At 59.9% G+C, this 25644-nt stretch carries 25 protein-coding genes; 11 read left to right on the top strand and 14 right to left on the bottom strand.

Going from position 1 to position 25644, the window contains the following annotated elements; all coding sequences use genetic code 11:
• Positions 1 to 604: 604 nt before the first annotated feature.
• Entirely contained in the window at positions 605 to 1372 is a 768-nt protein-coding gene (locus CRN80_RS28495) for a class III extradiol ring-cleavage dioxygenase (RefSeq protein WP_098952277.1), read from the bottom strand.
• A gap of 103 nt (positions 1373 to 1475) precedes the next feature.
• Between CRN80_RS28495 and CRN80_RS28490 the strand changes: the two genes are divergently transcribed.
• Entirely contained in the window at positions 1476 to 2132 is a 657-nt protein-coding gene (locus CRN80_RS28490; RefSeq protein ID WP_098952275.1) for a thiopurine S-methyltransferase, read from the top strand.
• 184 nt (positions 2133 to 2316) lie between these two features.
• On the opposite strand, the gene htpX is transcribed toward CRN80_RS28490, so the two are convergent.
• Entirely contained in the window at positions 2317 to 3204 is an 888-nt protein-coding gene (gene htpX / locus CRN80_RS28485) for a protease HtpX (RefSeq protein WP_003189904.1), read from the bottom strand.
• A 304-nt stretch (positions 3205 to 3508) separates the two neighbouring features.
• On the bottom strand, positions 3509 to 4720 hold the full coding sequence (locus tag CRN80_RS28480; RefSeq protein WP_044273990.1) for a pyridoxal phosphate-dependent aminotransferase: 1212 nt from the start codon (positions 4718 to 4720) through the stop codon (positions 3509 to 3511).
• 202 nt (positions 4721 to 4922) lie between these two features.
• On the opposite strand from CRN80_RS28480, the gene msrB reads away from it, so the two are divergent.
• Positions 4923 to 5315 (top strand): peptide-methionine (R)-S-oxide reductase MsrB, encoded by a 393-nt coding sequence (msrB, locus tag CRN80_RS28475; protein ID WP_003189907.1) that lies wholly within the window; start codon positions 4923 to 4925, stop codon positions 5313 to 5315.
• 152 nt (positions 5316 to 5467) lie between these two features.
• Positions 5468 to 5953 (top strand): glutathione peroxidase, encoded by a 486-nt coding sequence (locus CRN80_RS28470; RefSeq protein WP_014717681.1) that lies wholly within the window; start codon positions 5468 to 5470, stop codon positions 5951 to 5953.
• A 21-nt stretch (positions 5954 to 5974) separates the two neighbouring features.
• Here CRN80_RS28470 and CRN80_RS28465 read toward each other — a convergent pair whose 3' ends face one another.
• Positions 5975 to 8284, bottom strand: coding sequence for a response regulator (locus tag CRN80_RS28465; protein ID WP_032892708.1), 2310 nt, complete (start codon positions 8282 to 8284; stop codon positions 5975 to 5977).
• 164 nt (positions 8285 to 8448) lie between these two features.
• Here CRN80_RS28465 and CRN80_RS28460 point away from each other — a divergent pair, with 164 nt between their 5' ends.
• Together CRN80_RS28460 and CRN80_RS28455 are read left to right on the top strand one after the other, a co-directional pair.
• Positions 8449 to 9339, top strand: a complete 891-nt coding sequence (locus CRN80_RS28460; RefSeq protein ID WP_003189912.1) for an ATP-binding protein — start codon at positions 8449 to 8451, stop codon at positions 9337 to 9339.
• Positions 9336 to 9818, top strand: a complete 483-nt coding sequence (locus tag CRN80_RS28455) for a GAF domain-containing protein (protein WP_032892706.1) — start codon at positions 9336 to 9338, stop codon at positions 9816 to 9818. The genes CRN80_RS28460 and CRN80_RS28455 overlap by 4 nt, the downstream gene beginning before the upstream one ends.
• A gap of 56 nt (positions 9819 to 9874) precedes the next feature.
• On the opposite strand, the gene CRN80_RS28450 is transcribed toward CRN80_RS28455, so the two are convergent.
• From CRN80_RS28450 to CRN80_RS28420, 7 genes are all read right to left on the bottom strand, one after another.
• Positions 9875 to 13510, bottom strand: a complete 3636-nt coding sequence (locus tag CRN80_RS28450; RefSeq protein ID WP_098952273.1) for a transporter substrate-binding domain-containing protein — start codon at positions 13508 to 13510, stop codon at positions 9875 to 9877.
• A gap of 8 nt (positions 13511 to 13518) precedes the next feature.
• A complete protein-coding gene (locus CRN80_RS28445; protein ID WP_003189917.1) occupies positions 13519 to 14145 on the bottom strand; it encodes a response regulator transcription factor in 627 nt (208 codons plus the stop codon).
• Between the two features lie 249 nt (positions 14146 to 14394).
• Positions 14395 to 14796 (bottom strand): response regulator, encoded by a 402-nt coding sequence (locus CRN80_RS28440; protein ID WP_098952272.1) that lies wholly within the window; start codon positions 14794 to 14796, stop codon positions 14395 to 14397.
• Between the two features lie 167 nt (positions 14797 to 14963).
• Positions 14964 to 16295 carry a deoxyguanosinetriphosphate triphosphohydrolase gene (locus CRN80_RS28435; RefSeq protein ID WP_032892699.1) on the bottom strand — a complete coding sequence of 444 codons (1332 nt, stop codon included), beginning with the start codon at positions 16293 to 16295 and terminating at the stop codon, positions 14964 to 14966.
• Between the two features lie 165 nt (positions 16296 to 16460).
• Positions 16461 to 16802 carry a hypothetical protein gene (locus CRN80_RS28430; RefSeq protein ID WP_032892697.1) on the bottom strand — a complete coding sequence of 114 codons (342 nt, stop codon included), beginning with the start codon at positions 16800 to 16802 and terminating at the stop codon, positions 16461 to 16463.
• Complete coding sequence (locus tag CRN80_RS28425) at positions 16799 to 17203, bottom strand: phage holin family protein (RefSeq protein WP_032892696.1); 405 nt, start codon at positions 17201 to 17203, stop codon at positions 16799 to 16801. The genes CRN80_RS28430 and CRN80_RS28425 overlap by 4 nt, the downstream gene beginning before the upstream one ends.
• Before the next feature lie 2 nt (positions 17204 to 17205).
• On the bottom strand, positions 17206 to 17520 hold the full coding sequence (locus tag CRN80_RS28420) for a YqjD family protein (RefSeq protein ID WP_003189926.1): 315 nt from the start codon (positions 17518 to 17520) through the stop codon (positions 17206 to 17208).
• A gap of 345 nt (positions 17521 to 17865) precedes the next feature.
• On the opposite strand from CRN80_RS28420, the gene CRN80_RS28415 reads away from it, so the two are divergent.
• On the top strand, positions 17866 to 19074 hold the full coding sequence (locus CRN80_RS28415) for an ammonium transporter (RefSeq protein ID WP_098952270.1): 1209 nt from the start codon (positions 17866 to 17868) through the stop codon (positions 19072 to 19074).
• Here CRN80_RS28415 and CRN80_RS28410 read toward each other — a convergent pair.
• Positions 19061 to 20791, bottom strand: coding sequence for a monovalent cation:proton antiporter-2 (CPA2) family protein (locus tag CRN80_RS28410; protein ID WP_138183589.1), 1731 nt, complete (start codon positions 20789 to 20791; stop codon positions 19061 to 19063). The genes CRN80_RS28415 and CRN80_RS28410 overlap by 14 nt on opposite strands.
• A gap of 246 nt (positions 20792 to 21037) precedes the next feature.
• On the opposite strand from CRN80_RS28410, the gene CRN80_RS28400 reads away from it, so the two are divergent.
• The 3 genes from CRN80_RS28400 to CRN80_RS28390 all read left to right on the top strand — a co-directional run bounded on the left by CRN80_RS28400 (position 21038) and on the right by CRN80_RS28390 (position 22644).
• The gene (locus tag CRN80_RS28400; RefSeq protein WP_032892690.1) at positions 21038 to 21274 is read left to right on the top strand and encodes a glutaredoxin family protein; all 237 of its coding nucleotides are present in this window, start codon (positions 21038 to 21040) and stop codon (positions 21272 to 21274) included.
• 74 nt (positions 21275 to 21348) lie between these two features.
• Entirely contained in the window at positions 21349 to 21684 is a 336-nt protein-coding gene (locus CRN80_RS28395; protein WP_032892689.1) for a hypothetical protein, read from the top strand.
• Between the two features lie 69 nt (positions 21685 to 21753).
• The gene (locus CRN80_RS28390; RefSeq protein WP_032892686.1) at positions 21754 to 22644 is read left to right on the top strand and encodes a pseudouridine synthase; all 891 of its coding nucleotides are present in this window, start codon (positions 21754 to 21756) and stop codon (positions 22642 to 22644) included.
• Positions 22645 to 22699: 55 nt separating this feature from the next.
• Here the strand turns inward: CRN80_RS28390 and CRN80_RS28385 are convergent, their stop codons facing one another.
• Together CRN80_RS28385 and mobA are read right to left on the bottom strand one after the other, a co-directional pair.
• Entirely contained in the window at positions 22700 to 22921 is a 222-nt protein-coding gene (locus CRN80_RS28385; RefSeq protein ID WP_003189935.1) for a YgdI/YgdR family lipoprotein, read from the bottom strand.
• A 79-nt stretch (positions 22922 to 23000) separates the two neighbouring features.
• Positions 23001 to 23603 carry a molybdenum cofactor guanylyltransferase MobA gene (gene mobA / locus CRN80_RS28380; RefSeq protein ID WP_098952710.1) on the bottom strand — a complete coding sequence of 201 codons (603 nt, stop codon included), beginning with the start codon at positions 23601 to 23603 and terminating at the stop codon, positions 23001 to 23003.
• 76 nt (positions 23604 to 23679) lie between these two features.
• Between mobA and moaB the strand changes: the two genes are divergently transcribed.
• A complete protein-coding gene (moaB, locus tag CRN80_RS28375) occupies positions 23680 to 24219 on the top strand; it encodes a molybdenum cofactor biosynthesis protein B (RefSeq protein ID WP_032892684.1) in 540 nt (179 codons plus the stop codon).
• A complete protein-coding gene (gene glp, locus CRN80_RS28370; RefSeq protein ID WP_098952265.1) occupies positions 24203 to 25429 on the top strand; it encodes a gephyrin-like molybdotransferase Glp in 1227 nt (408 codons plus the stop codon). The genes moaB and glp overlap by 17 nt, the downstream gene beginning before the upstream one ends.
• Positions 25430 to 25644 lie beyond the last annotated feature (215 nt).

Raw genomic sequence — 25644 nt, 5'->3', positions numbered from 1 at the left:
CATAGGTATCTACACAACTTTGTAGGCTGTCGCAGCAAACGGTAACCACGATGCGAAGCGAGCCGCTCTTGATCTGCTTTTGATCTTGATCTTAGGCGCCCCGTTAAACCACGCTGGCCGGAATTCGACAGGGATTTGGGGGGTAAACCGGCAGGGATGCCGGTTTAGCCGCCCCGCGCCATGGATGGCGCGTGGCGGCGGCCCCCCAAATCACTGGCGGATTACGGGCACACCGAGCCTAGGCGAGGTGCCGAGTGGTGGGGCAAGAGCGTTTTGCTTACTTTTGCGCTTTTCAAAAGTGAGCCGCTGTCAGAGCGGAACCCTAGGTGGCCGTTACCGCAGGAATGGATATGTACACGGTCCAGCTGTGTTGACTGTCAGGCCGTCTTCGCAGGCAAGCCAGCTCCCACATTTGGACTGCGGTGTGTCAGTTAGAACAGCGTCGGTTGGCAGCCCGTTAAGGGAGCAAGCTCCCTCGCCACAGGTCCAGCGTCACACCAAAGTTGTGTAGATACCTATGCTGCGATAGCGGTGAGTCAGCAAGCCAGTCTGTGACTGATACATCGCTATCGCAGGCAAGCCAGCTTCAAAAGGTATGACGGCGTCAGCCAAAGCGATAGATATCCATGCCCAGGGCGCCCAGTGTGAAGCCTTGGTGCGCCACGCTGAAATCTGCGCCCGCACCCCGCGCAAAGTACAGCGGCAGCAAATGCTCATCGCTGGGATGGCTGCGCACGGCATGTGGCGCTTGGCGGCGATAGTCATGCAAGGCGGCGTCGTCATTGGTCGCCAGTTTGTCGACCACCCAGTCGCGAAATTCCCGGGCCCACGGTGTGATCGTCTCCGGCCCGGCGCGCCAATCCAGTTCGCCCAGGTTATGGGTGATGCTACCGGAGCCGATCAACAGCACACCCTGTTCACGCAGGCTGGCGAGTGCATGCCCGACACGGGTCTGCAGGGCAGGGCCCATGCGACTGGGCAAGGAGACTTGCACCACCGGAATATCTGCTGCCGGGTACATCAGCGACAGCGGGACCCAAGTGCCATGGTCGAAAGGCCGACGTTCATCAATGCTGGCAGCCAGACCGTCGGCGTGCAGCAGTTCGACAATCTCATTGGCCAGTTGTGGGTCACCCGGCGCGGGGTATTGCACCGCAAACAGCTCGCGCGGGAAGCCGCCGAAGTCGTGCCAGGTTTCGGGTGCAGCACTGCCGCTGACCAGCAGCTGCGGGCTTTCCCAATGCGCCGACACCACCACAATGGCTGTGGGCCGTGGCAGCTCGGCAGCCAGGCGCTGCAGCGCAGGGCCGCTGGCGCCGGGTTGCAAGGCCAGCATGGGCGAGCCGTGGGAGATAAACAGGCTGGGGAGCATGAGCAGGGTCCTGAGGGTTAAGATGGAGCCATCTTCAATCAGATCATCGATCTAAATCTAATATAAGTTTTAGCGCCTTTTGATCGAATTTTCGGAGTGATTTATGCAGCCTGAATTTTGGCAGGACCGCTGGGCGAGCAATCAGATTGGTTTCCACCAGCGCGAGGTCAATCCCTATTTGCAACGGCACTGGCCCGTGCTGGGGCTGCCCGAGGGGGCAAAGGTGCTGGTGCCGTTGTGTGGCAAAAGCCTGGACTTGGTATGGCTTAAGAGCCAGGGGTACCCGGTAATGGGCGTGGAGCTATCGGAGCAGGCGGTTGAGGCGTTCTTCAGCGAGCAGGGGCTTGTGCCGCACGTCACTCAGAAGGGCGCCTTCAAGGTCTACCAGGCGGGCCAGATCGAACTGTGGTGTGGCGATTTCTTCAGCCTGGATGCCGAGGCGGTGGCCGGTTGCCGCGGCGTATATGATCGCGCCGCGTTGATCGCATTGCCGCCACTGATGCGTGCGCAATACGCCGAGCACCTGAATGCCTTGCTGACCTCAGGCTGCCAGGGGTTGCTGATTACCGTCGATTACGACCAAGCGCAGAAGGCCGGCCCACCTTTTGCTGTTACGGACGAGGAAGTGCAGCTGCTGCTGGGGTCATATTGGGCGTTGGAGCGGCTGGAGGAGCGGGACATCCTGAGCGAGAGCGGAAAGTTCCTGCAGGACGGTGTTACCCGCCTTGAAGAGCGTGCTTATCGGCTGACCAGGCGCTGATAAGGGCTTTTGCTTTTGTAGGAGCGAGCTTGCTCGCGAAAAACTCCCAGGCGCCGCGTTCATTCAGAAAGCCCGCGTATCGTTGAAGTTTTTCGCGAGCAAGCTCGCTCCTACAGAGAGCGGTGAAAATCAGCAGGCATAAAAAAGGGGCGATCAGATCGCCCCTTGTCGAGTCATCCGGCTATCAGCCGCGGCGACGCAGTGCGTCAATCCGCTCTTCCAGCGGCGGGTGGCTCATGAACAAGCGAGCCAGGCCCTGCTTGATGCCGCCGTTGATGCCGAAGGCGGTCAGGCTGTCGGGCATATGCACCGGCAGGCCCTGTTCGGAGCGCAAGCGTTGCAGCGCGCCGATCATTGCGCTGGTGCCCGCCAGGCGTGCGCCGGCTTCGTCGGCGCGGAACTCGCGTTTGCGCGAGAACCACATCACGATGGCGCTGGCCAGGAAGCCCAGGACCAACTCGGCGAAAATGGTCGCCACGAAGTAGGCAATGCCACGGCCTTCTTCGTTCTTGAAGATGACCTTGTCGACGAAGTTGCCGATGATCCGCGCAAAGAACATCACGAAGGTGTTCACCACGCCCTGTACCAGCGCCAGGGTGACCATGTCGCCGTTGGCTACGTGGCCGATCTCGTGGGCCAGCACCGCCTTGACTTCATCGGGCGAAAACCGCTCCAGCAGGCCCTGGCTCACGGCCACCAATGCGTCGTTCTTGTTCCAGCCGGTCGCAAAGGCGTTGGCCTCATAGGCTGGAAAAATCCCCACTTCGGGCATTTTGATGCCAGCTTCCTGAGACAACTGCTCCACGGTTTGCATCAGCCATTGTTCATGGCGAGTGCGGGGTTGAGTGATGATCTGGGTGCTGGTGCTCATCTTCGCCATCCACTTGGAGATGAACAGCGAGAACAGCGAACCGGCAAAACCAAAGACCGCACAGAAAATCAGCAGCTGATTGAGGTTCAGATCAACCCCATTGGCCGCCATGAACCCGTTGAAGCCAAAAAGGCTCAGGGTGACGCTGGCAATCAGTACGACCGCCAGGTTAGTGGCCAAGAACAGCAGGATGCGCATCATGGTTGTAGAATTCTCCTCATGCTTAATATGTCGCTCACTGCGGGGTATATAAGGTGCGGCATGGGGTGATTCAACCGGGGGACTATTTCAAACTGTGTCCTACACCTCGGGCGTAGGGCCTTGAAGGGATTTTCCCACCTGTATTGTCAGCCTTGATCGACCCGATGCTGCCCCGTCGCCCCGTGATTATAGGGGGTACGACATCGGCAGAGGCCGAATGAAGTACAACCGCAAGTAAGTGACACAGAAGTGTTGCTAGATAATCGCTGTACGACCCTTTGTGGGTCGTACAGCGTCAATGGCCTTACTGGCGATAGGACTTCAGGAAGTTGCCGATGCGACCAATGGCCATTTCCAGGTCATCCACGCGTGGCAAGGTCACTACGCGAAAGTGATCCGGCCACGGCCAGTTGAAGGCGGTGCCTTGCACCACCAGCAGTTTTTCTGACAGCAGCAGGTCGAGCACGAACTTCTCATCGTTGAGGATCGGGCAGACTTTCGGGTCGATCCGCGGAAACGCATAAAGCGCGCCCATGGGCTTCACACAGCTCACGCCGGGGATTGCGTTGAGCAATTCCCAGGTGCGGTTACGCTGCTCCAGCAAGCGGCCTTGGGGCAGGATCAGGTCATTGATGCTCTGGTAACCGCCGAGGGCGGTCTGGATCGCGTGCTGGCTCGGTACGTTGGCGCACAGGCGCATGTTGGCCAGCATGTCGATGCCTTCGATGTAGCTTTGCGCGTTGTGCTTGGGCCCGGAGATGGCGATCCAGCCGGAGCGGAAACCCGCCACGCGGTAGGACTTGGACAGGCCATTGAAGGTCAGGCACAGCAGGTCCGGGGCCAGGGAGGCGGTGCAGATATGCACGGCGTCATCGTAGAGGATCTTGTCGTAGATCTCGTCGGAGAACACCACCAGGTTGTGCTGGCGTGCCAGTTCCAGCATGCCCAGCAGCACCTCCCTGGAATACACCGCGCCTGTAGGGTTGTTCGGGTTGATGATCACCAGGGCCTTGGTGTTGGGGGTGATCTTGGCCTTGATGTCGGCCAGGTCCGGGAACCAGTCGGCGCCTTCATCACACAGGTAATGCACCGGGTGGCCGCCCGCCAGGGTCACGGCGGCGGTCCACAGTGGGTAATCCGGGGCTGGCACCAGCACTTCATCGCCATTGTTAAGCAATGCCTGCATGGACATCACGATCAGCTCGGACACGCCGTTGCCCAGGTAGATGTCCTCGATGCCGACGCCTTCTACCTGCTTCTGCTGGTAGTACTGCATCACCGCCTTGCGCGCGCTGAACAGGCCCTTGGAGTCGCTATAACCCTGGGCGGTCGGCAGGTTGCGGATCACATCCTGGAGGATTTCGTCCGGCGCCTCGAAACCAAACGGCGCCGGGTTGCCAATGTTCAGCTTGAGGATGCGATGGCCTTCCTCTTCCAGGCGTTTGGCGTGCTTGAGCACTGGGCCGCGAATGTCGTAGCAGACGTTGGCGAGCTTGTTCGATTTGCTGACCTGCATGGCGATGTGATCCTGAAAATGAACGATCCCGACGGCGTAGGCACTACCGTAGGGTGAAGCCTGCACGGCCCGCACCCATAAATACGTTTGAATGCCGGTGGCGCGGGTGCCAGACTGGCGTTTTGAAGAGGCGCAATCATACGTGCCGCCTGATCCATGGAAAAGACACAGATCAGGGTTTTTCAGTTGCCGAGGTGTACCGATGGATAAGTTGCAGAAAACTGTAGACGAATGGAAGGCGATGCTCGATCCGGAGCAGTACAACGTGTGCCGTCTCAAAGGTACCGAGCGACCGTTCAGCGGCAAGTACAACGCCACCAAGACCGACGGCGTCTACCACTGCATCTGCTGCAACGAGCCGCTGTTCGATTCCAAGGCCAAGTTTGATTCCGGCTGCGGTTGGCCCAGCTTCTATGAGCCGATTGCCGATAGTGCGATGGTCGAGATCCGCGATGTCAGCCACGGCATGATTCGCACCGAAGTCACCTGCGCCAAGTGTGACGCACACCTGGGGCATGTGTTCCCGGACGGTCCACCGCCGACGGGCCTGCGCTATTGCATCAACTCGGTATGCCTGGATCTGGTGCCGCGCTAGGCTCGCGTAGCCCCCGTAGGAGCGAGCTTGCTCGCGAAAAACGTCAACGATAACGCGGGGCGCCTGAATGAGCGCGGCGTCTGGGAGTTTTTCGCGAGCAAGCTCGCTCCTACACGAATAAGGTTCTTCTTTCGCTGACTTGAGGTATTGCCATGAGCGACTCCCTGCTGAGCATCCCTTGCACCACCATCAAGGGTGAACAAAAGACCTTGGCCGATTTTGCTGGCAAGGCCATTCTGGTGGTCAACACCGCCAGCAAATGCGGCTTCACCCCGCAGTACAAGGGCCTCGAGCAACTTTGGCAGCAATACAAGGACCAGGGCCTGGTAGTGCTCGGCTTTCCCTGCAACCAGTTCGGCAAGCAGGAGCCTGGCAACGAAGGCGCGATATCCGAGTTTTGCGAGCTGAATTTCGGCGTCAGTTTTCCGCTGTTCAAGAAGATCGACGTCAATGGCAGCGACGCTCACCCGCTGTTCGTGCAGTTGAAAAAGCAGGCTCCGGGGCTACTGGGTTCCAAGAACATCAAGTGGAACTTCACCAAGTTCCTCATCGGCCGTGATGGCCAGCAGGTCAAGCGCTTTGCGCCAACCACCAAGCCCCAGGACTTGACCCAGGAGATCGAAGCCCTGCTCAAATGACCTACGCGGTGCGGGTACCCGTCAGAGGCTGGTGGTCTTCGGTACCCACAGTTCCAGCAGCGCGTTGAGTTCTTCCCGGCGAAACGGCTTGGCCAGGTAATCGTTCATTCCCGCGGCCCGGCAACGCTCGCGTTCTTCGGCCATCGCGTTGGCGGTCAAGGCCACGATGGGCAAGTCCGGCCAACGCCCGCTGCGGCGAATCTGTCGGCTGGCCTCATAGCCATCCATCACGGGCATGTTGCAGTCCATCAACACCATATCGAAGCGCTGGTCCTCCAGCAGCTTGAGGGCTTCGCCGCCATGGGCAGCGACGATTACCTCGCACCCGAGCTTGCTGAGCATTCCCTTGGCTACTAGTTGGTTGACCGCGTTGTCCTCCACCAACAGGATGCGCGCGCGGTGCGCAAGCGGTGCGGTTTCTATCTGGACCGGGTCGAGCACCAGTTGCGCGTCGCTGCGCAGGTTGCGTTGCAGGATCTGGTACAGCGCGTTACGGCTCAACGGGCGGGCTTGTTGCTGCAGCGGCGCCAGGGCCGCGACTTCTTCGCTGGGCAAAAAGTTGCCGTAGGCGGTGACCAGCAGAATCGGCGCGCTGATGCCCGGGCGCAAGCGGAACAAGCATTCAGGGCAGTCGGTGATCAACAGGTCGGGCGCCAACCCGCTCAGATCATCGTCCTGGGAATAGCAGCGCGGCGTCAGCCCCCAAGAGGGCAATAGCGTGGTGAGCAGCTCCGTCAGCCCGCCGCCGGCGTTGGTGATGGCGATCACCTCGCCCGTGAGCGGTGCATAGCGTGTGGCAGGCAAATGCGCGGGCAGCGGTAGATCGGCGCAGAACTGGCTGCCAAAGCCCACCTCCGAGCTGATACTCAAGCGGCCTTGCATGGCTTCGCACAGGTTATGGGTCAATGCCAGGCCTAAACCCGTGCCGCCAAACTGACGGGTGATGCCAGCACCGGCCTGGGTGAACGGCTGGAAAATTTTCACCTGGGCTTCCTGGGCGATGCCAATGCCGGTGTCGCACACTTCGATGCTGACCCGGCCTGCCGAGGCGCGCAGGCGCACATCGACGCGGCCGAAGCGGGTGAACTTCAAGGCATTGGAGAGCAGGTTGCTGACGATTTGCCGCACACGGGTCGGGTCACCGATCACCTGGGCGGGAAATTGCGGGTCGATCAGGCAGGTCAGCTCCACACTGGGCGCGGCGTTTTGCGACAGCAGGTTGGCGGTGTCCTCCACCAGGGAGCCCAGGTCGAAGGGGATATGCTCCAGTTCCAGCTGGCCGGCGTCGAATTTGGACAGGTCGAGGATATCGTTGAGCAACTCCACCAGCACTTTGCCTGAGTCATGGGCAATGGACAGTTGCTGGCGCTGTTCGGCGGTCAGCGGGCTGTCCAGTGACAGGGCAATCATGCCCAGCAGCCCATTGAGTGGCGTGCGGATTTCATGGCTCATATTGGCCAGGAACGCCGCCCGCGCCTGGGCCATGCCCAGCGCTGTCATTTTCGCCGCCTCCAGCTCATCGTTGGACTGGCTCAAGCGTTGGTTGCTGGCCTTGAGTTCAAGGGTGCGCGCCGAAACGATATTTTCCAGTTGCCCCAGGTACTCCGTGAGGCGGTCCTCGGCGTGGCGCCGCTGCTGGATCTCGGTTTCCATGTTCTCGAATTGTTGGTTGGCGACGTTGACCAGCACGCCGATTTCATCGTGTTCGTGCCCCGGCGGGCAATCCAGGCGCGCCTGTTTGCGTGTGCTCAGCTCGCGGATAATGCGCACCAGCGGTTGGGTGAGCATTACGTAGAACAGGCCGAGTAAAATCCCGGTGAGCAGCAGGCTGCGGGCGAAGCCGTTGAGCAGGGTGATCTCGGCGCGATGCAGGAAACGGCTGCCAAAGGCATAGGTATCGACGTCCAGGCGCAGCACACCGAGTGAGTCGTTGGGCATATGGCTGAGAAACAGCCGGTCTTCGAACTGGCGATTGGCCCCAAACAGAAAATCGCTGACGGGCCGATAGTTGCTTTCTTTGCGCGGGCGGTTGACGTCGGCCAGCACCACGCCATTGTTGTCGATCAACTGCGCGCGGATGATGGCAGGGGAGTGCAGCAGGCCCAGGGTCAGTTCTTGGGCGAGTTCGGCATCGATGTTGTAGGCGATGCGTGACGCCGGGTTGTGGCTGATTTCAATCAGTGAGCGTATTTCACGGTTGATGGATGCGTCTTCACTGGCATAATCAATGCCGATTTGGATCAGGCTGAGCAGGGTTCCCAAGACGAAACCGACCAGCACAGTCAATCTGGCTTGTTTATAAGACAAGCGGTGGGCGAACTTGATATCCATCGAGTGTTGAACCACTTAGCGTTTCCCTTCGCCCGGCAAGCATAGCTGAACATCCACAAGCTTTGGCTCGCCCGGCATGAATCGTTTTTTTGATGCAGCCCATGCAGTGTGCCGCAGGGTTGCCAATACGCCATCTTTTGCAAGAAGTTGCCAGAGGAATAGCTGTGGATTCTCGATTGAATGCCTTTCTTGAGCGCGCCGATGCGGTGCTGGCTCGCCTGGAACCGTTGTTACCCGCCCCGCGCCAAGCGATCGACTGGAGCCAATGCCTGGCCGCCCGTTGGCAGCGCGAAGGTCGCAGTGGCTTCCTGTTGCCGCTGGAGGTCAGCCTGGACATGCGCCTGTCGGACCTGATCGGTGTCGATAAACAACGCGAGCAACTGGCGCGCAACACCCAACAGTTTCTCGACGGTTTGCCCGCCAACCATGCGCTGTTATGGGGTTCGCGTGGCACCGGCAAGTCTTCCATGGTCCGGGCCTTGCTCGCCCAGCACGCCAAGGCGGGCCTGCGCTTGATCGAGATCGAGCGTGACCACCTGGCGGACCTGCCGCGGGTGGTCGAGCAACTGCTCAAGCTACCCCAACGCTTTATTCTGTTTTGCGATGACTTGTCGTTTGAAGCGGGCGAAGGCGATTATCGCGTGCTCAAGAGCGTGCTCGATGGCTCCCTGGAACAGGCGCCGGAAAACGTGCTGCTGTATGCCACGTCCAACCGTCGCCACCTCGTGCCGGAAAACCAGAGCGACAATGACAACTGGAAGCGCGTGGATGGCGAATTGCACCCGAGCGAGGCGGTTGAAGACAAGATTGCTTTGTCGGATCGTTTTGGCCTGTGGCTGTCGTTCTACCCGTTTAGCCAGGAGCATTTCTTGGATGTGGTGGAGCACTGGATCGGCGAGTTGGCCAGCAAGGCCGGCTTGCAGTGGCAGCGCGATGAGCAGCTTGATGTCCTCGCGGTGCGTTGGGCCACTGGGCGCGGCAACCGCAATGGCCGGTGCGCCTATCAATTCGCCCGTTACTGGGTGGGTCTTAAATTGTTGGAACGTCAACCATGATCGATTTACAACAGGCCGGCAGCGGCCTTGATGGCTATGCCATGCTGTGTGCGCAACTGGAGTCACTGTTGGCTGATGAGCGCGATTTTATTGCCAACAGTGCGCAGTTTTCCGCGTTCCTGTTCAACCAGTTGGATGACTTGAACTGGGCGGGCTTTTACCTCAATCGCAATGAAGAGTTGGTACTTGGGCCCTTCCAGGGGCAGATCGCCTGTGTGCGCATTCCGTTTGGTCGTGGCGTGTGTGGTGCGGCTGCGGCAACGCGGCAAACCCAGCGCGTGGAGGATGTGCACGCGTTCCCAGGCCATATTGCCTGTGACAGCGCTTCGAACAGTGAATTGGTAGTGCCCTTGGTCAAGGACGGTCACCTGATTGGCGTTCTTGACCTCGACAGTCCATTGCTGGCCCGGTTCACCCCTCAGGACCAGGTGGGCATTGAGCGGCTGGCGGAGATTTTCCTGCGGTTGACCGACTGCTGAAGCGGCTGGTGAGGCAGGTTGGGGTAGGGGCGCGTTACCCCTACCGACCCTGGCGCTTATTGGCTTTGCAGCTCATCCAGTTGAACCTGCAGCATCTTTTCCAGTGCTTGCATGAGTTGTTCCAGGGCCTTGATACCGCTTTCGATCACGGCCCATTCCTCATTGCGCGAACAGCTTTGCTCCAAGGCTTCACATTGCCCCGCCAATGAATGGGCTTGCACGATACGGGCTGCGCCCTTGATCTTGTGGGCTTGCTCAATGATTTCCGAGAGTGGAGCGTGTCGATCCAGCAGTTCGCTAAGGATCTGGCGGTCTTGATGGCTGCTGCTCAGTAGTTCCTCCAGCAGGCGTCGACTCAAATGGGGGTCACCGCCGGTCAACGCTTCCAGGCATTGGAGGTCCAGTCGTTGGTGCACGGCTTTAGGGACAATGTGTGCCAGTTGGCGCTCCAGTACGGTGAGGCTGATGGGCTTGAACAGACAGTCATCCATGCCGGCCTGCACGCATCGTTGCCTTTCTTCTGGCTGGGCATTGGCGGTAAAGCCCAGTACCACGCAGGGCACCAATTGTTCGCGCTGCTCATACTCACGGATTGAGCGACTCAGTTCATAGCCATTCATGATGGGCATGTTGCAGTCGGCAATCACCAGGTCGAAATGCTCTTTACGCCAGGCCTGGAACCCCGCCGCACCGTGCTCGGCAGCGGTGAATTTATGCCCCAGGTAGCCCAGTTGCTGGCACATCAGCAGGCGGTTCGCCGGGTGGTCGTCTACCACCAGTACGTTAAGCACCAGTGCGGTGGCCGGCGTTTGCGGCGTGTGTTCACCCTCCGCCTGGATCGCTTGCAGGCGAGGCATGCTCAGGTTGACGTGCACCTGGGTGCCTACCATGGGCACGCTGCTCAGGCTCAACTGGCCGCCCATCATCGCGCACAGGCTGCGGCAGATCACCAGCCCCAGGCCCGCGCCACTGCGGGCCAGTTGCCCGGAGTTGTCCGCTTGGGCAAAAGGTTCGAACAGGCGCAACTGGTCTTCCCGGCTGATGCCGATGCCGGTGTCTTCCACCACCAGTCTCAGTTCGATCTGCTCCGGGGCCTGGGTAGGCTGCAGCTCAACCTTGATCTTGACCTGGCCCTGTTCGGTGAACTTGATCGCGTTGCTCACAAGGTTCGATAGCACCTGCTTGAAGCGCAGCGGGTCTATCAGCACCTCGATATCGTTCAGATCGGGTTTGAACTCCAGCAGCAGGCTGAGGGTTTTCTGGCGTGCCAGCCCGTCGAAGACGCGCACCACTGATTCAATCACCTCCCGCAGGTTGACGCGCTCCGGCGCCAGGCTGAGGCGGCCAGACTCGATACGCGCGATGTCGAGAATGTCACCGATCAGCTCCAGCAGGTCCCTGGCCGAGTTGTACGCCACCTCGATCGCCGGACGGTCAAGGTGCCCTTGGTCGGCGCGCTTGAGCGTCAGTTCGAGCATGCCGATCACGGCGTTCATCGGCGTGCGAATCTCGTGGCTCATGGTGGCCAGGAACGTGCTCTTGGCGCGATTGGCTTCGTCGGCGCGCTCCTTGGCAGCGCGTAGTTCATCGAATAGCTGGCGTCGGTCACTGATATCGATCCAGCCACCGATGATGCCTTGGACTTCACCCGTGGAGTCGCGGTAGGGCAGGATCCAATGATAGATGGTCAGTTTCCTGTCGTGGATATGCAAGCTGCGATCAAGGATCAGCGGGTTACCCTCGGCGACGACGCGCAGATAGTCAGCATGATACTGGGCGGCCTCCGAGGCCAGGGCCATGGTCATCTGGGTCACGCTTTTGCCGATCACCTCTTCGCGCTTGACATCGAACACCTGCAGGTAGCTGTCGTTACAGGTCTGCAACAGCCCATTGCGGTCGCGCACGTAGATCGGATGGGGCGTCTCATTGACCAGTGCACGCATGAACTCGAACTGATCGTTGAGGGCGCGTTCGGCCATTTTTCGATGCTTGATCTGGCGACGCATGTAGGCGTTCCAGGCCAGGGAGATCAATAGCAGCAGCCCGGTGCCGATGATGATGCGCGCGATCAGTTGATGGTAATTACGCCAGTAGCTGTCGGATGCGGCGGTGTAGCCACGCCAGCGGCTGTTGATCACACCCATTTCATCCGGGGCGATGCTGAGCAGGGCCTTGTCGAGGATCGAGCTCAACTCCGTGGCTTGACGCGAGGTGGCCAGGGTGAAGGTCGCAGGGGTCGTGCCGATGCTGGCGCTGATTTGCAATTTATCCTGGAAGACCTGGGAAGACAGGAAGTAGTTGGCGATCACCAGGGTGTTCACGGCCCCATCCACTTGTCCCTGTGCGAGCAGCTCCGATGCTCTGAACGTATCACTGGTTTCCACCAGTTGAACCTGCGGGAAGTCTTTGCTCAAGGTCGCGGCCAGTGGGCTGCCTCGGGTGATTGCCAGACGCTTTCCTGCCATCTGCTCCATGTTCGAGGGGGCACCTTGCTCTCTGCGTGTCAACAATACATAGGAGTTTTCCAGGTAGGGGCGGCTGAAATTAAGCTGCGAATCTCGTTCGTTACTGGGCACGATGGCGCCGATCATATCGACTTTCTGGGCCGCGACCTGTTCTATCATCGCGCCGACCTCGCGGCCGCGCTGCACCGAAAAACGCAGGCCGGTGCGCAGGCGAATCAACTCCAGCAAGTCAGCGGTGATGCCGCGAAAGTTGCCGTCCGCATCGAAGAACGTCAGGGGCGCGAAGGTTTCGTTGACGATCACCGTGACCACCGGATGCTCTTTGAGCCAACGCTCTTCGCGCTGGGTCAGTTGCAGTTTCTGGTCGGTCAGCAGAATGTCGCTGCCGGCGCTCCAGCGCTTGGCAATGCTGTCCCTTTCGTTGATGGGCACCGAGGCCAGGGCTGAATCGACAATGCTGAGGAGCATCCGGTTGTCCTGGCGTGTGGCAAAACTGAAACCATACGCTTCATGCTTGCCGAAGTTGGCCATGCGAATGTTTTTGAGATAGCCCTTGTTGATCATGTAATGGGTGGAAATGGTGTCACCGAGAAACACATCCGCCTGGTCGAAGGCCACTGCATTCAAGGCATTTTGATAAGACGGGTAGGCGCGGATGATCGCCTTGGGGTACAACTTTTCCACCTCATTGAGCGGCAGGTAGTGATAGACAAGGCTCAGGCGCAGCCCGTCGAGGCCTTCGCTGAGGCTGCGGGTTTCTCCCTCGCGCGTGACCAGCACCGGCTGGTCCACGGCATAGGGTTCGGAGAGGATAAGGTTCGGCGTTGCAGCTTCAAACCCGTTGGAGGAGCCCAGCAGGTCAATTTCCCCGGCTTCCAGGGCACGAATGGCCGCCGCTCGGGAGGGGTAGCGCATCACAGTGATGGGCAGGGAGAGTGCCTTGGCCAGCAGTCCTGCATAGTCGGCGGTAAGGCCTTCGTAATCATGGCCGCTGGAAGTGAGGTCAAAGGGCGGGTAGTCAGGGGTGGATGTACCCAGCGTTAGTTCACGTTTGTTCTGCAGCCACTGGCGTTGGGCCTTGTCAAAATGAGTGTCCAGTTGAACAGCTCCCGCGCGACTCAAGAGGGTGAAGCGTTCCGGGCTGGTTTGGTGCTCAGCGAGCACAGTCGTGCTGAAGTACAAACCGGCACTTAATATTATTAGATAGTCCTTTATACGCCTGGGCATCCGCTTTCTCACACTAGCGCGTTTCGTTTTGCCATCTCGATGAGGTCAACCAAGGATTTGGCTTGGAGTTTTTGCATGAGTCTCTTTTTATAAGTGCTGACGGTCTTGTTACTTAAGAACATGCCTTTGGCGATTTCCTTGTTAGTGCGGCCCTGTGCAAACAGTTGCAGGACCATCAGTTCCCGGTCGTTGACGGTCTTGAACAGTTCCAGCTCTTGAGCATCCATGCCTTCGGTTCCGGGGCCATTCAAAGCCTGGCTGGGGAAGTAGTTGTAGCCGGACAGCACCGCGCGAATGGCACTCAGCAACTCGCTCAGGTCACCCTCCTTGCACACGTAGCCTTCGGCCCCCGAGCGCATGCAGCGCGTGGCAAACAGCGTGGGGCATTGGGCCGTGAGGACCAGGGTTTTCATCGAGGTGTTCATGGCATTGAACCGGCAGAGCACCTCAAGGCCATCAAGTTTCGGGATGCTGATGTCGAGAATCACCAGGTCTGGAAGGCATTCACGGACCATCTGTATGGCATCGCACCCGTTATCTGTTTCGCCGACGACTTTGTAACCTTCGTGCTCCAGCAACATTCGAATGGCAAGCCGGATAACGGGGTGGTCATCGATAATAAAAACTGTGTTCATAGTCACTTTCCATGCAGGTGCAGATAAAGCGGGCACATTAGCTCAGAAGGTGAGTGCACAGTATGAAGCTCGCACGGAGTAGATGCAGAACAGGAAAGTTCCTACATTTAAAAAGGTATAGGCCTACAAGTTGTTAGGTAATCGTGACAGGGCATGTGAGCGTTTTGAGGATGAGCCAGGCAAGAAGGGAGGCTTGGAGATTTACGGCGGGCCCCGAATCCTTTTTCGTTGTAGGGGATGTTTAAAATCCTACAGGAGTGGGTTAAAAGTTGAGCGGACTAATCGCTCAAGTTCATCTTTGTTCAAAGGTTTTGATAAGTAGCCTAGGAGGGGGAGACTTCGTTGTGCGGCTTGTATCGTCAGGTTAACCAATTCCGAAGTGGGTAAACCGCTTAACAAGATAGCGCTGGTGATGAAGCGTCGGCGGCTGGCGATTTCCACCAGTTCAAGCCCGGGCAGGTCGGGCAGGCATTGGTCGCATAACATCAGGTCGAAAGGGTGTTCGGACTGACTCATCACGCGTATGGCTTGCTCGGCATTTTCCACCGGGGTCAGTTGATCGAAGCCGAAGCTTCTGAGCAGGCACTGGGTGGCCATGAGTTGAAAGGGGTGATCCTCCACCAAAAGAATACGAAGAGAATAGCTGGGCATAAAGAGCACACAGTAAGGCAAGCGTCGATGGGGGCAGTAGGAATTACTCGGCGGGTCCGTTGGGGCGCGCGTGATTATTCTTCGTGCGCCTGTACGAATTCGATCAGGCTGCTCTGTTCCCATCGTAGGGCAATTCGCTTCAGGGAACAGGCAGTTGGATGGAGTCGTTATTGAGGGCTGGAGCGCCCGGTCATTTCCCGTGCCATTTCGGTGGCGTAGCTGTCGGTCATACCGGCGATGAAGTCGATCATGCGCAGGAAAGAGGCGTGCAGCGGCCAGGCGGGGTCCGGCGCGCTATTGCCCAGCAAATCGAGAATGCGCCGGTTCTTGAACGACGGCGTGCGCCCGCCATGTTGTTCCAGGGCCGCGCCACAAAAGGCATTCAGCAGGATTTCGAGGGTGGTATAGGCCCCGATCTCATGCAACGTCTTGCGCTTGTCCTGGAAGATCTTCTTGCGTGCCATGTCCTTGGCATCCAGCACGCAGCGCTTTGCCGGGCCATGCATGTGTTCCACCAAGTCACCGGGCAGCGTGCCGGCCAATAGGGCGTCCTGCTGTTCGACAAACGCCTGCGCCGCCGCATTGGTCAGGTGTTCGATGGCTTTGCCGCGCAGGATCGCCAGCTTGCGGCGACGTGAGTCCATTGGGCCCAGTTGGCGATAGGTTTGCGGCAGGTCATCGCCGACCAGGTTCAGCAGCAGCGACTCGACTTCGGCGTACTGCAGAAGCTCCATTTCCAAGCCGTCTTCCAGGTCGATCAGCGCATAGCAGATATCGTCGGCGGCCTCCATCAGGTAGACGAGCGGGTGACGTGCCCAGCGTTGCTCCTCCAACTGGGGCAGGCCAAGCTTGTGGGCGATCTGCTCAAGAATCGGCAGTTCGCTCTGGTAACAGCCGAACTTGTGTTTCTTGTACCCCAGCGAGTCGGCGTGGCGGGCGGTCCAGGGGTATTTGAGGTAAGTGCCCAAGGTGGCGTAGGTCAGCCGCGTGCCGCCGTCGAACTGATGGTATTCAAGTTGGGTGAGCACCCGAAAGCCCTGGGCATTGCCTTCGAAGTTCAGGAAGTCATTGCGTTCGGCGCTGCTCATGTCATCCAGCCAGCCGCGCCCGGCGGCCTGTTGGAACCAGTGGCGAATGGCGTCTTCGCCCGAGTGCCCGAACGGCGGGTTGCCGATGTCATGGGCCAGGCAGGCCGATTGCACCACCATGCCCAGATCGCTCGGGTCGCACCAGTCGGGCAGGGCGCTACGCAGGGTTTCGCCTACGCGCATACCGAGTGAGCGCCCCACGCAGCTGACTTCCAGGGAGTGGGTCAAGCGTGTATGGATATGGTCGTTACTCGAAACCGGGTGCACTTGGGTCTTGCGCCCCAGGCGCCGGAACGCGCCGGAGAAAATAATGCGGTCGTGATCTTTGTGGAAGGGGCTGCGGCCCAGTTCTTCAGGGCTGTGCAGGGGTTTTCCAAGACGTTCGCGGGTCAGCAGGGTGGGCCAATCCAAGGCGCAGGTTCTCCGTAAGATGAATGACAGTTCCAGCTTCCCGCTTCGGCTTTTGTGGTGCAAGCGAATCCAGCGGTAAGCCGAGTCGATATCAATTAACAGCCAGCGCAAAAAACCGCAATGACCAGCAGGTGTCTGGTCATTGCGGTCGTCGGCTCCCGCGTATCAGCTTTTGCGCGAAGAGCTTTGCATGGCCAACTTGATCAGCGGGATCAACCCGGCACCCAGCCGCACCAGGCGCGTGATGCTGCTGATGCTGCCGCCCTTGGCGCCTTTGCCGGTAAAGAAGCCCATCAGCGTGACCGCCGCCACGCCCCACAACGGCGCGTGCTTGATGCCCAGGCTGTCCTGCCAGTTGTGGCGCATGTTGCGCATCTTGTGCAGGGGCGCCATGAGTTGTTGGGACTCATGCCGGATTTCCTGGCGGTGCATTTCCATGCGCAGGCGGATCAAGGCTTTGCGCATTTCCCGGCGTGACGTGTTTTGCGGGATCTCAGTCATGCTCATGGCAGCAGGCGCTCCCGGTCATTGGCCAGCTCTTCGAGCGTGGCGTGGAAGGGCGTGGACTCATCGAACACCGCCGCTTTCAAACGCACACCGCAGAATGCAGCGGCCAGGCTATAGAACACGCACAGGCAGATGATACCGGTGAGTCGATAGCCCGTGTCCCACACCAGGATCATCACCAGCGTCGACAACCCCACCAGCAACAGCAGGGCAAACACCAACGCCAGGCCGGCAAACAGCAACAGGCTGACGGTGCGGGCCTTTTGCTCTTGTAACTCGATGCCGAACAACTCGACGTGACTGTGCAGCAAGCCCAGCACAGCTGCGCCCAGGCGTCGGGAAGTCGAACCGCTTGCTGAGGAATGTGCACTCGAAGATGAGCTGGATTCGCCGATAGACATGGTTAGCGCCTTGTAGCCAGCAGACCGATCAAAAAGCCTACGCCGGCAGCAATGCCGACTGACTGCCATGGGTTGGCTTGCACGTAGTCTTCGGTGGCAGTGATCGCCGCCTGGCCGCGCTCGCGCAACGAGTCTTCAGTCAATTGCAGGGTCTCGCGGGCCTTGAGCAGGCTTTCGTGGATCTTGGTGCGCAGCTCGTCAGCCTGGTCACCGGCCAGCACGGCGGTGTCGTCCAGCAACTTTTCGGTATCGCTGACCAGGGTTTGAAAATCCTCCATCAGTATCTCTTGAGCAGTCTTTGCTGTTTTACCGGCCATGGTTGTCTCCGTGGGTAGCTGATCTGTACGTGTGGTTTCGAGTCGCGGCGTTGGCTGAAGGTTCAGTGCAATTGTGTGGTACAGCTTTTGCTTTGCCTTGGTGCGCAGGCTTTAGGGCCTGCGCTGAATCCGGGCGGTCGAGGTAAAAACCTTGAAAAACCTTACCCTAAATCACTTAACTTCGCGGAAAAACCCTGTCGGCAACGGCCTGATGTGTTGATTGCTGCGCTAAAGCGGTTCACGCTCTCTGAAGAAGGGCGAAGCCGGCGGTGCCAATTTAGTGCGCGAAACCCCGGCTTGAACCGCTTTGGTGCTTTTTGCCTTGATGCAGGCCTGCCAACCTCCATGGAAAACTTGCAAAGCGCAGTGGACACCCTTGTCCACAGTTCCAACACCCTGTTCATCCTGATTGGCGCGGTCATGGTACTGGCCATGCACGCCGGCTTTGCCTTCCTTGAAGTCGGCACGGTACGCCAGAAGAACCAGGTCAACGCCTTGTCGAAAATCCTCAGTGATTTTGCGATTTCAACGCTGGCCTATTTCTTTATAGGCTATTGGATCTCCTACGGTGTGAGCTTCCTGCAACCAGCCGCCGTGATCAGCGCCGATCATGGTTACGGCCTGGTGAAGTTTTTCTTCCTGCTGACGTTTGCCGCGGCGATTCCGGCGATCATTTCCGGCGGGATTGCCGAGCGTGCGAAGTTTGCGCCGCAGTTGTGTGCCACCGCGCTGATCGTGGCGTTTATTTACCCGTTCTTCGAAGGCCTGGTGTGGAACGGCAACTTTGGCCTGCAAGCCTGGCTGCTCGCAACCTTTGGCGCCAGCTTCCACGACTTTGCCGGCTCCGTGGTGGTGCACGCCATGGGTGGCTGGCTGGCGCTGGCGGCGGTGTTGCTGCTGGGCCCGCGCAATGGACGTTACCGTGAAGGGCGCCTGGTGGCGTTTGCGCCGTCGAGCATTCCCTTCCTGGCGCTGGGCTCGTGGATTCTGATCGTGGGCTGGTTCGGCTTTAACGTGATGAGCGCGCAAACCCTCAATGGCGTTAGTGGCCTGGTGGCCGTCAATTCGCTGATGGCCATGGTCGGTGGCACCGTGGCTGCTTTGGTGATTGGCCGCAACGATCCGGGTTTCCTGCACAACGGTCCCTTGGCCGGGCTGGTGGCGATCTGCGCCGGTTCCGACCTGATGCACCCGGTGGGCGCGCTGGTCACGGGTGTGGTCGCTGGCGGTTTGTTCGTGTGGTGCTTTATCGCCGCCCAGTCTCGCTGGAAGATCGACGACGTGCTGGGCGTGTGGCCGTTGCATGGTTTGTGTGGTGTGTGGGGCGGCATTGCCTGCGGCATCTTCGGGCAGACCGCCCTGGGTGGGCTGGGTGGTGTGAGCCTGATCAGCCAGTTGATCGGCACCGGGCTGGGCATGGCGGTGGCGTTTGGCGGCGGCTTGCTGGTGTACGGCGTGATCAAGCGCGTGCAAGGGCTGCGCTTGACTCAGGAACAGGAGTATTACGGTGCGGACCTGTCGATCCACAAGATCGGCGCGGTCAGTCAGGATTGATCGGCGCTTCTTCCTCTGTATGTGGCGGCGGGTAAAAACCGTGTAGCAGGCGGTAGCGGTTGTGCCGTACCTCATCCACCCGCGCCTGTACCTGTTGGTCCGGCAGGCCCAGCAGGATCAGCGCATGGGCGGCGAGCATCAGGCTTGATTCCAGCAACTCGGGCACCACTTCGCTGGCGCCCGCGGCCTTGAGCTCAGCCAACTGGCTGTCATCGCGGGTGCGCACCAGGATCGGTACGTCGGGGTTGATCTGTCGCGCCTCCTTGAGCACCACCAGGGCGACATCACTGTTGTCCACCGCGATCACCACCAACCGCGCCCGCTCCAGGCCGACGGCGCTGAGCAAGGCGCCACGGCGGCAGTCGCCGTAATGCACGCTGCTGTCCTCGGTGGCGGCTTCCTGCACCCGTTCGGGGTCATCATCCAGGGCGATAAACGCCTGTTGTTCGCGGCGCATAAAGCGCCCAATGGACTGGCCTACGCGGCCATACCCGCAAATCACTACGTGCCCGTGCAGTTGGGCATTGAGCGCGGTGATCTGCTCCAGTTGCACTTGCTGGTTGGGCTTGCGGTGCAGGCGCAGGGCAACGGCCGGTGCCGCACGCAACAGCAGCGGTGTCAGCAGCATCGAGCAGAAGGTGGCGGCCAATAGCAAGCCGTTGAACTCATCGGGAATCAACCGGCTCTGCTGCATCTGCGCCATCAGCGCAAAACAGAACTCGCCGCCCTGGGCCAGTGCCAGGCCGCTGCGCCAGGCCGTTTCGGTGTCGCTGTTACGCCATTTGACCAGCGCCGCGACCACCATGCCTTTGACCAGCATCAACGCGATCGTCAGGCCGAGGATCAACAGGCTGTGGCTGACGAACAACTGCAGGTCGATAAGCATGCCGATGCTGACAAAAAACAGCCCCAGCAGGATGTCGCGAAACGGGCGGATATCCGCTTCGATCTGGTGTCGGTAATGGCTCTCGCCCAGCAGCATGCCGGCCAGGAACGCACCGAGGGCAGGGGACAGGCCCAGCAGGTGGGTGAGCCAGGCGGTGAGCAAGACAATCACCAACGCCAGCAGCACAAACAGCTCCGCCGAATGGGACGCGGCGACTTCACGGAACAAGCGCGGCAGCAACCAGCGGCTGGCGAGCAACAGGCCCACGAACAGCACCACGGTCTTGCCCAGGGTCAGCGGCAGCGCCCAGTACCAGGCCTGGTCACTGCTGCCGGCAAACACCGGCACCAACGTCAGCAGCAACACCGCCACGACGTCCTGAAACAGCAACACGCCAATCGCATTCTGGCCATGACTGCTGAAGATCTCACCGAGGCTGGTCAACTCCTTGCTGACAATGGCCGTGGACGATAACGCCAGCCCGGCGCCCAGCAGCAACGCGATGCCGGGTGCGAGGCCAAAGCCCATCAGTAATACGCCCAGCAATGCCCCACACCCCAACACTTGCAGGCTGCCCAGGCCGAATACCACGCTGCGCAGCGCCAACATTTTCGACAGGGAAAACTCAAGCCCCAGGGAAAACAGCAGGAACACCACGCCCATCTCCGCCAGGTCCGGCAGGTCTTCGTTGTCATTGACCCAGTCCAGCGCGGTGGGCCCCACTGCCAGGCCAACGCACAGGTAGCCCAGCACAGGCGGCAGTTGCAGCCGGCGAAACAGCGCAATCACCACCAGGGATGAGGCCAGGATAATTAGCAGGTTGGCGAACACAGGCATCTCCGTTGCAGGGTGAGCGGCAAAAAGCCGCAAGCATTGCTGAATCAGTTATAGGCCATGGTGATCTGGGTCAGGCTTTTTACACCGTAGGAGCGCGCTTGCTCGCGAAAAACGTCAACGATAACGCGGGGTTCTTGAATGAACGCGGCGCACCGGAATTTTTCGCGAGCAAGCTCGCTCCTACAACGGACTTGTTGGGCTTAGAATGGAGGTTCGTTTTGTGACCTGAGTCCTTTCATCATGCTTCCTGAATGCCAGCTGTTCGGCACCCTGGGTTGCCATCTATGTGATATCGCCGAAGCCGAAATCATGCCGCTCGTCGAACACGGGCTGTTGGTGGAGTTGGTGGATATCACCGATCCCCAGGACCTGACAGACGTCTACGGCCTGCGGATTCCGGTGCTTCGCCGCACGGACACCGGGGCGGAACTGGACTGGCCGTTCGACACCGAGCAGGTGGTTGCCTTCCTGCGCTGAGATTTATGCGATGGCGGCTTTTCAAATATTCAGTTACTGTATATTCGTACAGCGATTGAATAGAGGGAACGCCCGTGGTGAATGTTGAACAACTTAAAAGCAGCGTCAATCGCATGTCCGCCGATGTGGTGCGCGACGCGGTGAACGAGCTGCGCCTCGATGGCCTGGTCACGGAAGGCAAGACGCCGTTTAACAAAGTGCATTTCAACACCTGCTTCGCGGAAATCGAGGCGCTGTTCCAGCGCGCCGGTTATCACAAGCAATTGGATGTGGTGGGTTATCAGGGCTTGCTCTACGCGCTGTATGACCCAGGCCGTTGGGAAGCGGTGGACGTGCTGCGCTGGCTCAAGGAATTCACCGAGGAGGCGAGCGCCTCGCCGGTGCTGCGGGCTCAACTGGCCAAGGCCTGAGATAGGCCCTAGGCAATCGCACGCCATGGGCGATAATGCCCGCCTGTTTTCCAGGCTTTGAGCGTCAGCATGTCCACTTCCGGTTTTTCTCCCTCCCAGCACCAAGCCAGCACCCTGTACTTGCCGCCGGGCTCCTGGGTGACGGTGCTCGACTGCCTATGCGCACATTTCCCGGCTATTGGCCGTGAACAGTGGCTGGACCGCATTGCCCGAGGCCGGGTGCTGGATGTCAACGGCAGCCCGATCAGTCTGGGCCTGGGCTACAAGGAAGGCCTGTGCATTTATTATTTTCGCGAAGTGCCCAACGAAAAAGTGATTCCGGTGCAGGAAAGCATCCTGTACGCCGATGAGCACCTGGTGGTAGCGGACAAACCGCATTTCCTGCCAGTGACACCCGCTGGCGAGTACGTCGAGCACACCTTGTTGCGGCGCTTGATCCGGCGTCTGGACAACCCCGCCCTGGTACCTCTGCACCGCATCGACCGGCATACGGCGGGGTTGGTGCTGTTCTCCGCTAACCCGCACAGCCGCTCGGCCTATCAGCAACTGTTTCCCACGCGGCGTATCGACAAATTCTACGAAGCCATCGCCCCGGCCTTGCCGCACCTTACTTTCCCGTTGGTGCACAAAAGCCGCCTGGTGGATGGCGAACCTTTCTTTCGCATGCAGGAAGGGCCGGGCGCCAGCAACACCGAGACGGCGGTAGAGGTGCGCGAGAAAAATGGCGATCTATGGCGCTACGGCCTGTTCCCGGTGACCGGCAAGAAGCACCAGTTGCGCGTGCATATGACGGCGCTGGGAGCGAGCATCTGCAATGACCCGTTCTACCCCGAAGTGATCAAGGATGCCGAGGACGATTACGCCAAGCCACTCAAGCTGTTGGCCCAGGGCGTGCGCTTTATCGACCCGGTGAGCGGCCAGGAGCGCAGCTTCCGCAGCCAGATCACCCTCGACTGGTAAACCCCAGGAACAACAAGGCCCGCGCGAGGCGGGCCTTGTGTGCAAGCGCTAAGGCTTACAGGTCTTTAACGGTGCGAACCTGATCTTTGTTGATACGGGTGTGCTTGCCGTCCAGTTGTTCGAATTCGTAGAAGCCCGAATCTTCATCGTACTTCGGGGTGTCGACGGCCTGGATTTCGCGACCGTCATTCAGGGTGATCACTGTTGGCGAAGCGCAACCGGCGAGGGTAGCGAGGCCCAGTGCAAGCATGAGAGCGGCGATGGTCCGTTGAGTCATGAGTTTGTCTCCGAGAGAATACTTTTAAATTGCTGACCTTGTGACGTACGGGACGCCGGCAAAGTTCCTTGTGCAGGCTTCATTCTGACATGCCAGCCCCGGGGTGCAACAGCTCGGGCGTATTAAGATTGGCCAGGCGCGGGTCATTGGCCGGGCATTGCAGGGCCACCGCGCCCAGTTGCAACCAGAGCTTGCGCGGGCTGCGTTCACCCGCTTGCCACGCCTGTTCCACCTGGTTTTTCAGGCCAGTGGGGATGATGCACAGCAAGGGTTCCCAGTCTTCACCCTGGCGCACCATCACCGGTAGCTGCGGGTTGCGTCGTGAGGTCGCACGCAGGTCGGCCAGCAATTGCGCATCGATCTGCGGCACATCGCAAGGCAAGATCAGCAGATGCGCATGGCGTGCGGCGAAGAGTCCCGCACGGATACCGGCCAGCGGGCCGGGGAAGTCCGGGTTGTCATCGCTCACCTGTTGGTCGGCATAGGGCGCGTAGCGTTCATGGTTGCGGTTGCACGAGATGATCAGGTCATCGGTGAGCGGCCGGGCCAGCTGGTGCAGGTGGGCGATCAAGGGCTGGCCTTGCCATTCCAGCAGCCCTTTGTCCTGGCCGCCCATGCGCTGGCCGCGACCTCCGGCCAACAACAGGATTGAACACGGCAGGGAGGAAAATTCAAAGCTCATGATGGTTGCGCTGCGGCAGGTAAACAGGGGCCTGTGATATAACATCGGGCTGTTCCTTCGACAACCGGACCGTGCCATGAAAGCCAAGGCCGATGCGCCCTTTGTACCCCTCAATATTGCTGTATTGACCGTCAGCGACACCCGTACCCTGGAGACTGACACCTCCGGCCAGGTCTTCGTCGACCGCCTCACCGCCGCCGGCCACCACTTGGCCGAGCGCGTGCTGCTCAAGGACGACCTCTACAAGATCCGCGCCCAGGTGGCCCACTGGATCGCCGAAGACGTGGTGCAAGTGGTGCTGATTACCGGCGGCACCGGCTTCACCGGCCGCGACAGCACGCCTGAAGCCGTGAGCTGCCTGCTCGACAAGCAGGTCGATGGTTTCGGCGAGCTGTTCCGCCAGATATCCGTGGCCGATATCGGCACCTCCACCGTGCAATCGCGCGCCCTGGCGGGGTTGGCCAATGGCACCCTGGTGTGCTGCCTGCCAGGCTCCACCAATGCCGTGCGCACCGGTTGGGACGGCATCCTCGCCGAGCAGTTGGATAACCGTCACCGCCCGTGCAATTTCGTCCCGCATCTGAAGCAGGCCGAACCTTGTGAATCCCGTGGATAAGCCCGGCAAGACCGGCGCCCTGATGCCGGTGGAAGCGGCCTTGCAACGTTTGCTCGACATGGCCGCCGCGGCGCCGATCCGCGAACAGCAAGTGCTGCCCCTGGCTGAGTGTGATGGCCGGGTATTGGCCCAGGACCTGATTTCCACACTCGACCTGCCGCCGTGGCCCAACAGTGCCATGGACGGCTATGCCGTGCGCCTGGCGGACTGGGCCGGCGAACCCTTGGTGGTGAGCCAGCGTGTTTTCGCCGGCACTGCCCCTGAACCCTTGGCGGTAGGCACCTGCGCACGCATTTTTACCGGCGCACCGGTGCCCCAGGGTGCGGACTGCGTGCAGATGCAGGAAAACGCCGTGGTGCATGCCGACCAGCGCGTGAGTTTCACCGAGCCGTTGCAGAGGGGCGACAACATCCGTCCCCAGGGCCAGGAAACCACCGTTGGCGAGACCGTACTCAATGCCGGCACCCGCCTGGGCCCCATCGAGCTGGGTTTGGCCGCGTCCCTTGGGCGTGATCGACTTGAGGTGGTGCGACGCGTGCGCGTGGCCGTGTTGTCGACCGGCGATGAACTGATCGAGCCAGGGCTGCCGCTCGGCCCGGGGCAGATCTACAACAGCAACCGCCGCGTGCTGTGCAGTTGGTTGGCGCGCATGGGCTGTGAAGTGATTGATGCCGGGATTTTGCCGGATGATCTGGAACAGACCCGCACGCGCCTGGCGGGGTTGGGCAGCGTTGACCTGATCCTCTCGACCGGCGGTGTGTCGGTGGGCGAGGCGGACTTCCTCGGCATTGCTTTGCGCGAAGAGGGAGAGCTGGCGTTGTGGAAGCTGGCGATCAAGCCGGGCAAGCCGCTGACCTTCGGGCATTTTCGTGGCGTGCCGGTGATCGGCCTGCCGGGCAACCCGGCCTCGACCCTGGTGACCTTTGCGCTGTTGGCGCGCCCTTATCTGCTACGCCGTCAAGGTGTGCTGGAGGTGCAGCCGCTGCGCTTCGAAGTGCCGGCAGGGTTTGTCTGGCCCAAGCCTGGCAACCGTCGCGAGTACCTGCGTGGGCGGATCGAACAGGGCAAGGCGATCATCTACCGCAACCAAAGCTCCGGGGTGCTGCGCAGTGCGGCATGGGCTGAGGGGTTTGTGGAGGTGATGGAGGGGACCACGTTGGCCATTGGCGACCGGGTCAATTTTATTCCCTTGAGTGAAGTGCTGAACTGACCCGTGCGCTAAAAATGTGGGAGCTGGCTTGCCTGCGATGGCGGCCTGCCAGCCGCCCCCTATCTACCTGACACCCCAACGATCCAACTTGTGGGAGCGGGCTTGCTCGCGAAGGCGGCCTTACAGTCGACACTGTTATTCCGAGTACATATCCATGCCTGCGGTAACGGCCACTTAGGGTTCCGCCCTGACGGCGGCTCACTTTTGAAAAGCGC

It is taken from the genome of Pseudomonas sp. FDAARGOS_380 (assembly GCF_002591235.1).
Classification (GTDB): domain Bacteria; phylum Pseudomonadota; class Gammaproteobacteria; order Pseudomonadales; family Pseudomonadaceae; genus Aquipseudomonas; species Aquipseudomonas salmasensis.
Note: the sequence above shows the minus strand (reverse complement) of the source record. Positions and strands in the feature narration are given on the sequence as shown.